General features: G+C 67.5%; 16 protein-coding genes and 1 pseudogene. 11 read left to right on the plus strand and 6 right to left on the minus strand.

The window, feature by feature from the left end; translation table 11 throughout:
* Positions 1-283 precede the first annotated feature (283 nt).
* The 4 genes from HCA44_RS07460 to HCA44_RS07475 form a co-directional block, all read right to left on the minus strand.
* Positions 284-871, minus strand: a complete 588-nt coding sequence (locus HCA44_RS07460; RefSeq protein WP_169647915.1) for a DUF3558 family protein — start codon at positions 869-871, stop codon at positions 284-286.
* A 24-nt stretch (positions 872-895) separates the two neighbouring features.
* Entirely contained in the window at positions 896-1,276 is a 381-nt protein-coding gene (locus HCA44_RS07465) for a hypothetical protein (RefSeq protein ID WP_169647916.1), read from the minus strand.
* On the minus strand, positions 1,273-2,496 hold the full coding sequence (locus tag HCA44_RS07470; protein ID WP_240945363.1) for a hypothetical protein: 1,224 nt from the start codon (positions 2,494-2,496) through the stop codon (positions 1,273-1,275). Before HCA44_RS07470 ends, HCA44_RS07465 begins: the two co-directional genes overlap by 4 nt.
* A 938-nt stretch (positions 2,497-3,434) precedes the next feature.
* A complete protein-coding gene (locus tag HCA44_RS07475; protein WP_169647917.1) occupies positions 3,435-3,851 on the minus strand; it encodes a helix-turn-helix domain-containing protein in 417 nt (138 codons plus the stop codon).
* A 482-nt stretch (positions 3,852-4,333) separates the two neighbouring features.
* Between HCA44_RS07475 and HCA44_RS07480 the strand changes: the two genes are divergently transcribed.
* Together HCA44_RS07480 and HCA44_RS07485 are read left to right on the plus strand one after the other, a co-directional pair.
* Positions 4,334-4,477 carry a hypothetical protein gene (locus HCA44_RS07480; RefSeq protein ID WP_169647812.1) on the plus strand — a complete coding sequence of 48 codons (144 nt, stop codon included), beginning with the start codon at positions 4,334-4,336 and terminating at the stop codon, positions 4,475-4,477.
* A gap of 163 nt (positions 4,478-4,640) precedes the next feature.
* Complete coding sequence (locus HCA44_RS07485; protein WP_169647918.1) at positions 4,641-5,513, plus strand: SDR family oxidoreductase; 873 nt, start codon at positions 4,641-4,643, stop codon at positions 5,511-5,513.
* A gap of 28 nt (positions 5,514-5,541) precedes the next feature.
* Here the strand turns inward: HCA44_RS07485 and HCA44_RS07490 are convergent, their stop codons facing one another.
* Together HCA44_RS07490 and HCA44_RS07495 are read right to left on the minus strand one after the other, a co-directional pair.
* On the minus strand, positions 5,542-6,300 hold the full coding sequence (locus tag HCA44_RS07490) for an IclR family transcriptional regulator C-terminal domain-containing protein (protein WP_169647919.1): 759 nt from the start codon (positions 6,298-6,300) through the stop codon (positions 5,542-5,544).
* Entirely contained in the window at positions 6,297-7,832 is a 1,536-nt protein-coding gene (locus HCA44_RS07495; RefSeq protein WP_169647920.1) for an APC family permease, read from the minus strand. The genes HCA44_RS07490 and HCA44_RS07495 overlap by 4 nt, the downstream gene beginning before the upstream one ends.
* Before the next feature lie 354 nt (positions 7,833-8,186).
* Between HCA44_RS07495 and HCA44_RS07500 the strand changes: the two genes are divergently transcribed.
* From HCA44_RS07500 to HCA44_RS20950, 9 genes and pseudogenes are all read left to right on the plus strand, one after another.
* Positions 8,187-8,777, plus strand: coding sequence for a MauE/DoxX family redox-associated membrane protein (locus tag HCA44_RS07500; RefSeq protein ID WP_169647921.1), 591 nt, complete (start codon positions 8,187-8,189; stop codon positions 8,775-8,777).
* A 67-nt stretch (positions 8,778-8,844) separates the two neighbouring features.
* Positions 8,845-9,459 carry a redoxin domain-containing protein gene (locus tag HCA44_RS07505; RefSeq protein WP_169647922.1) on the plus strand — a complete coding sequence of 205 codons (615 nt, stop codon included), beginning with the start codon at positions 8,845-8,847 and terminating at the stop codon, positions 9,457-9,459.
* An 86-nt stretch (positions 9,460-9,545) separates the two neighbouring features.
* Positions 9,546-10,214: a methylamine dehydrogenase light chain gene (locus tag HCA44_RS07510; RefSeq protein ID WP_169648094.1), complete on the plus strand. Its 669-nt coding sequence runs from the start codon at positions 9,546-9,548 to the stop codon at positions 10,212-10,214.
* Positions 10,211-11,527: a hypothetical protein gene (locus HCA44_RS07515; RefSeq protein WP_169647923.1), complete on the plus strand. Its 1,317-nt coding sequence runs from the start codon at positions 10,211-10,213 to the stop codon at positions 11,525-11,527. Before HCA44_RS07510 ends, HCA44_RS07515 begins: the two co-directional genes overlap by 4 nt.
* Positions 11,524-13,110, plus strand: a complete 1,587-nt coding sequence (locus tag HCA44_RS07520) for a multicopper oxidase family protein (protein ID WP_169647924.1) — start codon at positions 11,524-11,526, stop codon at positions 13,108-13,110. Before HCA44_RS07515 ends, HCA44_RS07520 begins: the two co-directional genes overlap by 4 nt.
* Positions 13,111-13,120: 10 nt before the next feature.
* Positions 13,121-13,465: a plastocyanin/azurin family copper-binding protein gene (locus HCA44_RS07525; protein WP_169647925.1), complete on the plus strand. Its 345-nt coding sequence runs from the start codon at positions 13,121-13,123 to the stop codon at positions 13,463-13,465.
* Positions 13,466-13,468: 3 nt separating this feature from the next.
* The gene (locus HCA44_RS07530; protein WP_169647926.1) at positions 13,469-13,822 is read left to right on the plus strand and encodes a plastocyanin/azurin family copper-binding protein; all 354 of its coding nucleotides are present in this window, start codon (positions 13,469-13,471) and stop codon (positions 13,820-13,822) included.
* Between the two features lie 31 nt (positions 13,823-13,853).
* Entirely contained in the window at positions 13,854-14,717 is an 864-nt protein-coding gene (locus HCA44_RS07535; protein WP_169647927.1) for a methylamine utilization protein, read from the plus strand.
* Positions 14,718-14,812: 95 nt separating this feature from the next.
* Positions 14,813-14,899, plus strand: a pseudogene (locus HCA44_RS20950) (helix-turn-helix domain-containing protein); the annotation flags it as partial.
* Positions 14,900-14,945 lie beyond the last annotated feature (46 nt).

A 14,945-nucleotide genomic window follows, 5' to 3' on the forward strand; every position in this document is an offset into this window, starting at 1 on the left:
ATGTCGGGACGTCCGACCGGCACACGCGCCTAACCCGCGACGGGGTGCCGGTCGTGACAGGCCCCGCCGCGGCGCGGAAGGAGAAGCGAGAGACTCGGCATGACGGTGAACCTAGTTCACATTCGGATGTCTGACAAGTATCGGGTGACGCCGCACCCCACGGCGGGTGCGGCGTCATCATGTGCTGCAGTGCCGGGCCGACAAGTCGGGGCCAGAAGATGCGTCCCGCGACTGCAGTCAATCCCTGCGCCGCCCGCCCGGTCTCAGGCAATGCGGCTAGCGGCTATTCCCACCCGAGATTCGAATCTGCCGTACGGGCAAGGGCGACCGCTTGGTCACACCACTTCCTGTTCGGGTCTCCTGACGATGAGGGCTGGCTTTGTTTGGTCGGTACGACCCCGACGAGCATCGTTCGGTCGTTGGTGTAGCGGACCTGAACCGTGCAGTTGTCGGCCGCGCCGGTCATCAGTTTGATTTCCCGGCCGCCGGCATCACCGATCGGCTGGTAGTCGACTCCCATATCGCCGTCGAGCATGAACGCGAGGCTGGCGCTGCCCTCGCCGAATCCGCCCCAGTCGCAGCCGATGATGTCAGGTGAATCCTGTGGTGAGCGCTCAGCTTCGATCTCCGCAACGCCGACCGCTTCGGCCACATCTGCGGTGGGGACCAGCTCACATGGATCTACTCCCTCGAAGGCGGGCGACACCTTCGCGTCCACTGCAGATGGTGTCGCTCCGGGCGACGATGGTGGCTCTGACCCGACATCGGGTGAGTCGGACTGGGCGCAGCCGGAAGCGAACGCGAGGGTCACGAGCCCCGCCGCGGTCACATTCGACAGTCGCCTGGCTACTTGCGACCGTAGCTGGATCATGGTTGCTCCTTCGTCGGCATCCGGTCATTCCCACTTGATTCTGTACGGCTCATCCCACTGGTCTTCCGTTGGCTCAGGTGCCTTCGGACTGAAATATGGAAACCAGCGGAACTGGGGCGAGTCTCGAAGTTCAGGAATCTCCGGCGGAAGCGTTGTGACCTTCGTATCGATTTGGGGCCAAGTGCATTCGCCTGCTGCGACCCGGGCCGCATATGCTTTCAGTTGGTCCGATGCGACCGGTGACTCAGCGAGTCGATCCATGAACGCGTCGTCGATGACGGTCCGCATGTCCCAGTCCCCTGATCGCTGCTTTGCAGCCTGTATGCGGGCAGTAGCGAGGTCATCTGCGGCACCCATGATTCGGTCGAACGATGATTGAAGAAAAGGCGGCACATCGGTGCTCATACCGCCCCCGCCCACGGATCTGAGCCTTCGCCGACCGAGAAGTCGTTAGTGGGCTTGTTTGCTGGGCCTTCTGCGTCGAGGGCATTCTTCACATCTCGTATCAGTTCGGCCTTCTTCTTCATGTTCGTGACCTTGTCCGTGATGGGTGCGAGTGTGCTCTCGGAGACCTCGTTGAAGTGTCCGCTCGGTGATGCGAGTGTTCCGAGGAAACTCTTCAGCGCGTCAACTACCTCGCGGATTTTGTCGACCAGCTTCATGACACGTTCGGCGACGTCGTGGATGATTTTCAGTATCGACGCAACTTGTGCGGCGTTGCCAATGACCGGGATCTTCTTTACAGCGAACTTGAGCAGATCCCACGCGTCGTTGACTCGCACCTCATCCTCGAGCATCTCCTTCAGATTCGTGATCGCTTCGACCGCAGCGCTTTTGATTTCCTCGGCTACCCTATCGAGCGCTGCTTTGATCACTCGACCAACAGGCGCCTCCCACTTCATTGCTTCGATCTGAAGCTGCGCATAGTTTTGAAAGGCGCTCGCGGCTTTGCCGTTCCAGTGGTCGCTAACCTGTTTTGCCCCGGCCTCGAGGTTCTTCGCGGACTTGTCGAACGCTTCGCCCGCTATCTTGTACGCATCACCGATGCGCTTCAACTCGTTCCAGTTGCCGCTGATCGGCTTGATGACTTGCTCGAGGGGACTCCAGTTGGTTGCAGCTTTGATCGCGTCGTCGACGTCGCCGAGCCACCCTGCGGAATCCGCGATCAGACGGCGGATGTCCTCGGCAGCCGTCTCGGGCTCACCAAGGTTGATCTTGTCCGGGAGTACGTAGCGGGCTGGGTCGGGAAAGCTCTCAGCTGGCCCTGGTGCCGGTGTAGTCGACCCATACTGTCCGGGATTGAGTATCGCCGCTTCGGCATGCGCGTTCAACGCGTCGTAGTTACGGTTGTCCTGGTCGACATACATCCAGGCTGCGCGGTTTAGCTCGACGCCCATCCTGCTGTTGGTGCCCGCCAGACCCAGCATGCGATCATGCGTGAAATCGCTTGCCGCGGTCAGAGGTGTCAACAGGAGCTGCATAATATCGCCACCGAAATCGCCGAAAGGCTGCGTCTGCTCATGGCAGAACCTGGCAGCGGCTTCCGAATCTTCTCCAACCTCCGTCGCGAGAACTGCGACGCCGGCCACTTCGTCGGCCCGCACTTCGAAGGCGCCACTCGTCATCGAAACCCCCCGTTATCGTTCGGTCAGAACTCAACTTGCCCGCAGAGATGAGATTATTGCGTCGGCGTCGTGTGGATCGGGTGCATCAGGGAGGTCTTGGTGCATCTCGACGATCAACACCATGACCTCGGCCGTCGCATACCCCGACGTGGCGACGACGTCGAACTGCGCGGAGGGCGGGTCGCACGGGCTGTCGGAGGGGATCTGCGTGACTGTCGCGGTGTAGCGGATAGCCGCGCGTCCGCTGACCTCGAATGCGATGGGATCCGATGTACGGACGGTCGGCTTGTTGCCTAGTTCGTCCGAGAAGATGCGTTCGACCCTCGCGATCTCCGAGCGAGCGGCCGAATCAAGATCAATGGCGTTTTTTCCAGTGGTACCGGTTAGCCCGAGGCGGGATCCATCCTCGGCCTCGCAGTATCCGGCTCCGTATCGGCTGATACTCCCGTAACTGGTGTCGGCCCAACCGGCGGTCGCGCCGTGCCTCGTCTCCCAATGAGCGGGGGCATCGTAGGTGAGCCCGAATCTCGTCGCGATCGGTTGTGGCTCGTTCGGGCCCGCTTCGATTTCCGGGGGAAGACTCAGCGAAGGAAAACCTGCAGGCGGGGGTAGTGCGGTAGCTGAGTGTGCGCCCGACGGGGGTGTGCCGAGCGCATCATGGAGTTCGGCAGTATCGGACTCGTCAGGACCTTGAGGTCCGACATTCGCGAGATATGGGACCAACGCGAGAACGCCGTAGGCAGCCCCGGCGGCGAGGGCGACACGCAGGAGAGGACGCCGAAAGCTGATTTCAGGTCACCCCCCAGTGCGCATGCCAACTGCAGTTCCGTTGTTTCGTCGCGGGAGATGCTAGCGGCATCTGTGATGGGTGTGAGCGCCGCCCCTCGTTGCTGTTCGCAGTCGGCTGTCGACAGTCGCATCCATAGTTGCGGAACTCGTCAGCGCGACGCGTCGGGCGGAACCTCGGGTAGGCCCTCGCTGGCGCGGAGCTTCTCGGCCATCGTGGTGAGGAGATTCTGCGATTCCTCCGACAGGTCGAACGCGCGGCTCGACAGCCGGCGCAGGCCGTACCCCTGGAGTTGTGACAGAAGTTCGAGATCGTGGTCGATCTTGGCCGCGTAGACGTCGTTGAAGAAGTAGTCGGGCTTGACCTTGAAGAAGCGCGCGAACGCCGCGACAGTTTCGTCGGACGGGTTGGTGCGCTGCCCGGAACGCAGTTGCGAGATGTAGGGCTTGGAGATCTGGTGGCCGTCGGCGATGAGCGCGGCCGCGACCTCGGCGTTGGTGTGCGGCTTGCGACCTGGCGGGTGCACGGTCTCGAAGAGTGTGTTCAAACGCTCTGCAAAGCTTGCCATCGTGAGCCGCCGTGTTCCTCTCGTCGTCAAGTTGGTGCTGACCCTGCACACCGCGCCTTGCGAGGACTGACCTCGGTACAGAAACCGTATCACGAATTAGCCCACCAATAACTCGACGGTCGCACCATTTTCGGCCTTCCGCGTACCGATTCGCGGGAACGTGCGCGCCGTCGAACCGAAGCTGCCTCCGCGCCGAATGAGCCGTGCGTCATCGTCTGTACGTGGGTGGGAGCAACGCGTACAACCGGGAGAAACTCGGCCCGATTTGGCTGAGGAGTGGGGCGATCTCGCGGCCGAGGCATACCTCATCGACCAGCGTTGTACTGGATATTCGAGGCAAATTACCCAACATTAGCTATCCGAGCAGCGCTGCCCCGCGGCTCGGGGGAATGCCTGGCTATCGGACGATTGTCCAGGTCCGTGGGTTTTCCGCCCTGGCGAGCGACCGGGACCCCTGGCATCATTGTGACATGGAGCACAAGATGAGCGATGCCGAGCTGCGTCGCGCGATCGCGATCCTGCGCGACCGCGCGTCTCGGGCACATCGGCGCGGCGACGACGCCGAGGCCGAACTGCTCGAGGGCACCGTGCGCAACTACCAGCACGAGATGACGCTGCGACCCTGATCGCGGCCCGACGACTCCGAGCGAGCCGATCCCTCGAGTACGTGTCGACGTCCCCGAGAGGGCTTGCGCGTGTCCGTACACTCGCCCGTACCGGCGGCCTCGCCCGCACGCGATCGGACGGGCCGGGCGCCGGACTGCCGACACTCGCGACAGGGGGAAGCCGATGGCGCGCCCGATCCTCGGACGACAGGGTTCAGCACGACAGCAGGTCTTGACGGGGCGCAAAGTCCTGGTGACGGGGGCAGGCAGCGGTATCGGACGCGCCACCGCACTCGCCGCCGCGGCGCAAGGCGCCGAACTGTTCGTCACCGACGTCGACACCGTCGGCCTCGCCGACACGGTCGCCTCGATCGACAAGGCCGGGGGCACCGTGGCGTCGGCACAGGCGTTCGACATCTCCGACTACGACGCGGTGCGCGCGTGGGGCGACGACGTCCATCGGCAGTTCGGCAGCCTCGACGTCGTGATGAACGTCGCGGGGGTGTCGGCGTGGGGCACTGTCGAGAATCTCGAGCACCGCCACTGGAAGAAGATGGTGGACGTCAACCTCATGGGGCCGATCCACGTCATCGAGACGTTCGTGCCGCCGATGGTCGCGGCCGGGCGCGGCGGCCACCTGGTCAACGTGTCGTCCGCGGCGGGGCTGCTCGCGCTGCCGTGGCACGCGGCCTACAGCGCGAGCAAGTTCGGTCTGCGCGGTGTGTCCGAGGTGCTGCGCTTCGATCTCGCGCGCCACGGCATCGGCGTGAGCCTCGTGGTCCCCGGTGCGGTCCGCACTCCGCTCGTGGGCACCGTCGAGATCGCGGGAGTCGACCGCGAGGACCCCCGCGTGCGCAAGTTCGTGTCGCTGTTCGAAAAGCGGGCCGTGACACCCGAGCACGTGGCCGACTGCATCCTGCGGGGCCTCGAGAAGAACCGCTTTCTCGTCTACACGTCCTTCGACGTGCGCTTCGGCTACTGGTGGGCCCGCAAGTTCGCGCCGCCGTACGAGTTCGTGATGCAACGGGCGAACAACCAGTTCAGCAAGTTCCTCTGAAGCAGGTCCGGCGAGCGCCGGTCGCGGGTCATACGAGCCCCGCGAGCCGCGCGGACCCGTCGACCAGGAAGCGCACGAGTTCGTCGTCGTCGCCGCGCACCCGCTCGGCCGATCCCTGCAGATACAGCCCGCCCACCACGAAGGCGGCCTCGTCGCGCACCGGTACCGCAAGCGCGGCGCGGCCCAGCCGCGTCTCCTGATGCTCGTACGCGAACCCGCGGAATGCGACGCCCTGCAGTTCGGTGCGCAGCGCGTCGTGGTCGACGATCGTGAAATCGGTGAGCCGGGGAAGCGTCGGCTCCGGCGCGTGGCCGGACACGAGCGCCAGCATGATCTTGCCGAGCGCGTTCGCGTGCAGGTTCTTCGGCAGCAGGTTGATCGCGATGATCTCGTGGTCCGGGTCGTGGTCGACGAAGCGGAGCCGCCCGCCCGCGAACGACGCGACGTGGATCCCGAACCGGGTGTGGTCGCGCAGTTCCTCGACGATCTCGTGCAACGACGCCGACGGGCTGGTCTCGGCCGCCGCGTGCGCGAGCTCGGCGGTGCGCCTGCCGAGTGCGAAGCCCGACAGGTCGGGTACGCGCACGAGGAATCCGTCCGCGACGAGCAGGTTGAGCATGCGATAGGCAGTGGTGGGTGCGATGTCGGTGAAGCGGGCGATCTCCTTCGCGCTCGTTCCCGGGCCGAGATGGGCGACGGCCTCGAGCAGCCCGAGCGCCTTCTGCACGGCGTGCGGCTGCCGGCCACTGAAATGCGCCGGATGCGGCGCTGTCGTTCGTTGGCTCACCGCGGCGCGTCACCTCCCGCGAGGGGATCGTGCGGATCCGCGACGATGCGCGCCCGGCCCGAGTCGTCGAGGACGATCGTGCCCGATCCGGGCAGCAGGTCGGTGGTCTCCACCGAGTCGAACACTCCCACCGAGTCGAGGCTGCGCGGCCGCACACGCTGCAGTACCCGGCGCCACACGACGCCCGACGCTCCGACCGCGACGATCGAGAGCGGTACCGCCCATGCGCGATGCACCGCACTGTCGACCGCAATGAACACGAGCAGTCCGGTGCCCACCGCGGTGACGAACGCCGCGACGACGCGAGTAAGGACCGTCGACTCGCCGATCCGCGAGAGGAAGTGGAGCGACGCGGCGGCCACGAGGGTGTAGGCGGCGACGAGACCGACCTCGACGACGCCGTCGTAGGTGTCCGAGTTCGCATGTGCGGCGAGCGCATAACACGACGCTCCGGCGCACCCCGCGGCGACGAAGGCGACGACCGCGACGTGCGGTGTGCGGAACCTGGGCTGTACCCGGGAAAGGCGCCGCGGCAGTACGCCTTCGAGGCCCATCGAGTACAGCAGTCGCGAGCCGGCCTGTGCGCACCCGAGCGTCGACGCGAACCACGAGCACGTCATACCGAACTGGACCGCGAACACGACGCCCGCGCTCGCCCCGGAGGCTGTGCCCTCGAAGTACGCGTCGACGACGAACGCACCGCGACCGGACATCGCGGCCCACGCCGCGAACACGAACAGTGCCCCGACGACGATCGGCGACACGAGCACGGTGCGTGTGACCGTCACGAGCGGCCGTTTCGACTCGGGCCCGAAGAAGGCCGCGCTCTCGAATCCGGCCATCGACAGCACTGTCAGCATGGCCAGGAAGGGGAGCACGCTCACCGGGGCGTCGGGCACGGTGGAGGGCGCGTCGGTAGCCGCAACCGGGGCGGCGATCATCAGCGTGACCAGTAAAGCGAGCGAACAGCTTTCGATCACGAGAATCGAGCGCGTCGCGAACCGGACGCCGCGCACCGTGACGACGCCGACGACGCCCGCGAGCAGCACGATCGTCGCGAGCCAGGCAGCGGTGCCGGGCCGGCCGTCTCCCGTGACGAGCGCGCCAAGCGTGAGCAGGCTGTGCGCGGCTTGCGCCAGCACCGAGATCGAGATGCCCAGATAGCCGAGCACGAGTGCGGCACCGACGGCGAGAGTCGCCCGCACGCCGAGCCCCTGCCCGACGAAGCTGTAGAGCGAGCCGGCCGCGGCGAGCCGGCGCGTGAACTGGGCGATGCATACCGCGACCATCACGACGACCGCGGTGGTGCCCGCGATCGCGGCGACACCGACGATCCCCGGCCGGTAGGTCGACATCCACAGCGCGATGAAGACCATGCCCGTCGCAGGAGCGATCGTCGAGAGTGATTGCCCCAGCAGGTCGATCGGCGACAACTGCCGCCTGCCGAGTGCGTGCAGCGGCGAGCGCACCGGCGCGTGCGCGGGCGCGGCGTCGTGCGAACGGGCGATCGCGGCCAGGAGCGCGGTAGTCACGACATCGCCGCCTCTCTCTTCGAACCATCGGTGCGGACGAAAACTAGCGCCGCGGTGTTACGCGGTGGTTACCGGTGCGAACAACATGTGCATTCCAAGTGGGAATCCGGTCGGCGCGATGTGTGTCCGTACACACCTGATCGCGCCGACGTGGCCCGGCTCGGATGCACGGAGGGCGGCCGCCACCTGCACCGACACGACGAGATCCGCCGTTACGCGGATTCCCGTTCGGGGTGCACACGGTCGTTGCGTGAGCGACGCAGGCGCGACGCAATCGCGCAGCACTCTTGGTCGGCAGCAACACACCGTGCCTCCGGGCGCGGACATCACACCGAGACCACAGGAGGAGCGCGCATGATCTGGTCGTTCGTCGCGTCGCTCGTCGGCGGCACCCTGTTGGCAGCCGGCGTCCCCAAGATCCGCGACCACGACGCGGTGCTCCGCGCCGTGCGGGGCTACCGGCTCCTGCCGTCCCCGCTCGAACGCGCGACGGCGCGGGTGCTGCCCTGGGCGGAGACCGTCGTCGGCGCGCTGCTCGTGTGCGGGGTGGCCGACCGGGCCGCAGGCGCAGCGGCCGCGGCCTTGTTCGTCGCGTTCTTCGTCGGCCTCACCGCGAACCTCGCGCGTGGACGCACCGAACTCGACTGCGGCTGTTTCGCGTTCGCGCAGCATGGCGAGGCGCCACGCATCGGCTGGTTCCACGCGGCGCGCGCGGCGGCCCTGGCGCTCGTGTCGCTCGTGCTCGTCGTCTCCGCACCGGCAGCGACGACGGCCGCCGACACCGCGGCGGGCGCTGTTCTGGCGGCGACCGTACTGGCCGGCGTGCTGGCCGCTGCGCAGTTGCGCGCAGTGGTGCACCTCGGCCGCAGGCCCGTCGACGAGCACCTGTCGCGCGCGTCGATCGAACTGCGCGCCGCCTCCACACTCTCGCGCTACGCGCCGTGACCCGCATTCACGAGTTCACCGCCGGCCCGGACACAGCAGTCCCCGAACACAGGTAGGTCCTTTACTCATGGAGACATTCCTTCTCGTCGCAATCGTCGTGCTGATCGTCGCAGTCGCGGTGCTGTTCCTGATGGTGCTCGCGCTCGCACGCGAGATCGGCCGCGTCCAGGTGCGTCTCGGCCCCCTCGGGGCTCGGATGATGGACACCGGCCCCAAGATCGAGCAGGCGGGCCCGTCCTTCCGCGGTCTCACCGACCACGTGGGCCGCTCGGTCGGCGTGGGCGGACACCGCGACAAGCCGCAACTGTTGCTCTTCACCGCGCCGACGTGCTCGACGTGCAAGAGCCTGCTGCCCGGGGTGCGTGCGATGGCCAAGGCCGAGAAGGATCTCGAGGTCGTCATCGTGTCCGACGGCACGGCCGACGAGCACCGGGAGTTCCTGGCGGGCAGCAGCATCGGCGACGAACTGAGCTATGTCGACGCCCGCGACGTCGGCATCGCCTACCAGGTGGGCACGACGCCCTACGGCGTGATCCTCGACGCGCACGGCAAGATCCGCGGCAAGGGGCTGTGCAACCACATGGCCCAGGTCGAAAGCCTCCTCAACGCACTCGAATCGGGCACGCCGTCGCTGCAGCATCTGCACGACTCGGCGAAGGCCCGCGCGAGCGCCGCGGTCTGACCGACCGTTCCACCACTCACGGGTTTCCACCACTCACGACGGGAGAGAAAGAGTTGGACGACAAGCCTGCGTACGACCAGCCGGAGATGTACGAGAACCGATATCCGGTGGACCAGGACACCGTCGAGGAGCAGTCCGCCTGGATGGCCGGCAAGGGCGGCAGCCTCGCGAGCCGCGCGAGTCGCCGGATGTCCGAACGGGTTTCACGCCGTTCGATGATCAGCCGCATCGGTCGATGGACGATGGGCGTGTCGGGTGTCGCGATGATCGGTTCGCTGCCCGTGACGCGCACCGCGTTCGCACAGGAGGCGCCGCCGGCCCCGGCGCCCGGCGGCGACCCGCAGTTCATCACGTTCGACGGCAACGATCCCGCCGAATGCGAGTACTGGCGCTGGTGCAACATGGACGGCACGTCGTGCGCGGCATGCAACGGCGGCGGCGTCACCACGTGTGCGCCCGGCAGCAAGCCCGGCGCGGAGTTCTGGGTGGGCTGCTGTACCAATCCGGACACCGGCAAGACCTATCTGATCGCCTACTACGACTGCTGCGGTGCGCCGTCGTGCTCGAACGCGTTCTGCGGTGAGCCCGACATGCAGGCCATCATGTACAACCCGGTCGCAGGCAGCTACGACCAGGAGATCATCTGGTGCGTCTCCGACGAGTCGCAGGCCTACACGTGCACGATGGCGCCGATCATCGGCGAGGACTGCCAGACGCGTCCGGCGGCCCGGCCCAAGGTGGGGGCGGGCGCATGAGTCTCTCGCGCACGCGTTTCGCGCGGCCCGCCGCTGCCGTCGCGGTCCCGATCAGCATCGCTCTCGTCCTCGCGGGGTGCAGCTCGTCGAGCGACGACCCGTCCGCACCGGGCGAGGTCACCTACGAAACCGTCCCGGTCGTGCCGCCCGGCGAGGACACCGCGCTGGGCCACGACGACCAGCCGATCAGCGACACGATCCCCGAGACGGTGCACACCGGCGAGATCGATCCGATCAAGCCGAACGAACTGCTCGCCGTGGCAGGAGGTTTCGGCAAGCTCGAACTCGGCGTCAACGTGATCGACCCCGCGACGGGCGTCGCGGGCAGTCGCGTGGTCGTCGGCCCCGGGATCTGGGACCCGGTGATCCACGGCTTCGTCGGCGAGACGTCGAGTGATCCCGCCGTACTCGCCGCCGAGGTGTGGCGCCCCCGTGGCTCGCGCGGTGCGGCCGACTTCACGGTCAGCACGTACTCGGGCAACCTGCTCGAACCGGCCGAGGCCTTGCTGCCGGATTATGCGCGTGTGCACTCGCGCGACGGCTCGCACGCCGTCACATCCGACGGCAAGTACTTCGTGACCTGGGACGACGGTCTGTACGGCGTGCGTGTCGTCGACCTGGCCGCGAAGAAGGAAAGCGGCGCACTGCAACTCGTCGGGTGCGGTCCGTTCACCTGGATGGTCGGCCACGAGCTCTACAGCGTGTGCGAGGACACGCGCGAACTCGTGCAGATCTCGATCGACGACGCGGGCGTGCCCACCGAGACGACGCGCGCGAAGGTGCTGCCCGCCGACTTCGTGAGCGCGCGCAAGGTCACGTGGGCCGCGGACGTGGACAAGGGCCTGCTCGTCGGGGCCAACGGCGACGTCTACGTCTTCGACTTCGCGAACGGTCTACCCGGCAGCGAGGTGCGGCCGATCGGCAATGCGGGCCAGGACGGCGGGCGGTTCGCGGGCAATGCGATCGACAACTCGGGCACGCGCATCGCGATCGAATACACCGACAGCGTCGTGCATCCCGAGTCGGCACGCGCAGGCGACATCGCGAAGATCGAACTGCGCAGCGCCACGGACTTCGCGCCCGTCAAGACGCTCGACCTGCCCACGCTCGGTCTCACGAGCATCGAGTCGATGGCGTTCTCGCTCGACGGCGCGACGCTCTACGTGCTCGGTGGTGGTCCGGAGGTGGACGGCGAGTCGGGTCAGAAGATCGTCGGAGTGTCCGCCGAGACGGGCGAGCAGGTCAGTTCGGTCGACGTGTCGGGCGGTGTCGAGGACTTCGGCACCCTGATTACGCCCGAGGTGATCGGATGAGCCGACCCGATACCGGGTCGGTGCTCAGCCGGCGCCGGTTCCTGAAGCTCGGCTCGTTCGGAGCCGGGGCGCTCGGGCTCGGCGCCGTGGGGTTCGGCAGTGTCGCGTGCTCGTCGGAGGCATCCGGCGAGCACGCGGCCGAACTCGACTACATCTCGCCGACCGACCCCGAGGTGGCCGCGGCCGAGGCCGCTCGTGCGTGGAACGGGACGACGGCGGCGTTCGCGCTGTCGGCCGGTGTCGCGACGGTCGATCTCGGTGGCCGGCTCGTGAACACCTGGGCACTCGGCGGCGAGGCCGTCGGCCCGGAGCTCCGACTGAAGAAGAACGACCGGCTCGAGGTCGCCGTCGCCAACGCGCTCGAGCAGGACACGACGATGCACTGGCACGGCATCCGCATCCGTAACGACATGGACGGCGCGGCGCCCGTCACGCAGGCCGCGATCACCCCCGGCAGCACATTCGACTACGGCTTCGTCGTTCCCGATCCCGGCACGCACTGGTACCACTCGCACAGCGGGTTGCAGGCCGACCGGGGGATGTTCGGCGCGCTCGTCGTCGAGGATCCCGACGACGCGTCGGGCGCCGACGTCGACGCGGTGCTCGTGCTCGACGACTGGGTGGACGGTCTCGGCACGACGCCGGACGCGGTGCTCACGGCGCTCAACCCGGCAATCGCCGGTGGCCACGCCGGCCACGGCGGGAGCGCCGGCGTCGCCGAGCACACACCGGGCGACGCCGCGACGGCGCAGTCCCTCGTGTCGCAGGGGCACGGGTCGTCGGACGCGCTCGGCGGCATGACCCAGCACATCGCGTACCCGCTGCATTTGATCAACGGGCGTCCACCGAACGATCCGGCACCGGTCGTCGTCGCACCCGGGCAGCGGGTACGCCTGCGCATCGTCAACGCGGCCGCCGAGACGCCGTACCGGTTCGCGATCGCCGGACACGAGATGACCGTGATCGCCGCCGACGGTTTCGACACCGAACCCGCGACGGCCGACACGTTGATCGTCGGTATGGCACAGCGTTACGACGTGCTCGTCACCGCGAAATCTGGTGCGTGGCCCGTGATCGCGAAGGTCGAGGGCCGCGACGGCTACGCATCGACGGTGCTGCGCACGCACGATGCCGCGCCGATGCGCGACCCCGACGTCGGCGGCGTCGTGGGCGAACTGAACGGCCGTTTGCTCGCCGAGAACGCGCTGCGACCCGCGACGAGAACCCTGCTGCCGCAGCGGACAGCCGATCGGGACTACCAGGTCGAGCTCATTCAGGCGGGCGACCGCTACGTGTGGGGCATGGCCGGTGCCGACGCCGGCGCGCTCGTGATGAAACCTGGGGAACGCGTACGGATCACGATGACCAACTCCACCACCATGTGGCATCCGATGCACACGCACGGGCACACCTTCGCGGTGCCCGAGTACGGCGGACTGCGCCGCGACACCGTGAACGTCCTGCCCGGCACCAGCCTCGCGATCGAGTTCGACGCCGACAACCCCGGTGAGTGGATGTTCCACTGCCACAACGCCTACCACTTCGAAGCCGGAATGACCGCGAACCTGCGGTACGTCCGTTGAGAGGATCACCATGAAGAAGCTGCTCGCCCTCGTCGTCGGACTGCTCGCCGCCGTGAGTCTCACCGCGTGTGGCGGCGCGAGCGACGCGTCGTCGGAGCCCGCCGTCGTCATCGAGGTCAAGGACATGGCATACAGCCCAGCGCAGGTCACGATCGAGAAGGGCCAGACGGTGCAGTGGCATTTCGACGACGGCGGACTGCCGCACGACGTCGTGGGCGAGGGCGCACTCGAAGGCACGTTGAAGAGTGAACTGCTCACGGAAGGCACCTTCGAGTACACCTTCGACGAGGCAGGCACCTTCGACTACCACTGCACGCCGCACCCGATGATGGTCGGCACCATCGTGGTCGAATAGCCGATGCGCCGGTTGCTGTGTGCGACAGTTCTGTTCGCTCTGGTCACGTGTCCCGCTGCGTGCGGCTCCACGGACAGCGCAGCCGACGCGACGATCGTGATCGGCAATGTCGCGTTCACGCCGCACCACGTCACGATCCCTGCCGGCGGCACCGTCGAATGGCGGTTCGAGGACGGGGGAGTGCTGCACCATGTGCGGTCGGTCGGTGGGGCCGACGGCGGTACGAGGGACGAGTTCGACAGCGGCATCACGGGAGACGGCACGTTCGCGCACACATTCCACGAGGCCGGCACCTACGAGTACTCGTGCTCGGTGCACCCGTACATGGTCGGCACCGTCACGGTGACCGCCAGCTGAAGGAAGCGTTCTCAGAGATGGAGGAATTGCAATGGTGACTCACCTCGAGGCAGGCGTGCGCGAGCCGGTGCTCGCGCACGCGCCGCTCGACACGGATCTTCCGCAGATCCGCCCGACACTCGCGCGCGCCGTCTCGGTGCCCGCGCGGGCCGGGCTCGTGGCCGCCGCGGCCGTCGTCGGGGGCGGGGTCGCCGCGGTCGCGGCACCCGCCTTCGGCACGGCGTTGGCCACGGTCGTCGTCACGGCCGGGGCGGTGACCGCGCTCGCCGCCAACTGGTCGACCTGCGGCATGTCGGTCGCGGGCGTCGTCGCGGCGCCCAAACAGCCTGGGCGGAAGGGCTCGTCGACGCCGGTGCGCCGGCTCGGCTGGCACGCGCTCGGGTCTGTCGCGACGGGCGCACCGACCGGAGCTCTGCTTGGCGTGCTCGGGATGCTCGCGGCAGGCGCGCTGCCGCTCCCGTGGGCCCTCGGCGTGTGGGGCGCGCTCGCCCTCGCGTACGGGCTGCACGAACTCGGCTTCGTGACCATGCCGACGCCGATGCGCCGGCGCCAGCTGCCCCGGCACCTGCGGCGGTCGATGGAGCCGTGGAAGGTGTCACTGCTGTTCGGTGCGATGATCGGGCCGGGCTTCGTGATCTTCATCCGTTCGAGCGCCTACTACCTGCTCGCGCTCGGCGTCGTCGCGGTCGGATCGCCCGCGCTCGGTGCCGCGCTGTTCACGCTCGTGAGCCTCGGCCGGTGCATGCCGAGCCTGCTTGCGATCGTGCACACGCGTCGCGGTGGGTCGATGCCCGGCTTCCTGTCGGCGATGTGCGTCGTCGATCGGCGCGTGCAGACGCTGACCGGTGCGGTGCTCGTCGCGGCGGCAGCCTTCGCGTGGGTGGCCCTCGTCTGACGTTCGGCTCCGAACATTCCTCTGCCCCCGGCTCCGATCGGAGCCGGGGGCAGAATCCGTACCGCTCGCCTCCATGCCGTCAATTGTTCTTGACGGAGCAAGGCTGGTCGTGGCAGGCGATCGCGGACGCGCTCGAGGTGAGCAAGCAAGCGGTCCACCAGAAATACAGCCGGAGGAAGTGACCGGACAAGGTAGCGGGCAAGCCCGGTCCTTCAGGGCCGGGTTGGT

This window comes from Rhodococcus sp. HNM0569, assembly GCF_012726205.1.
Taxonomy (GTDB): Bacteria; Actinomycetota; Actinomycetes; order Mycobacteriales; family Mycobacteriaceae; genus Rhodococcus_F.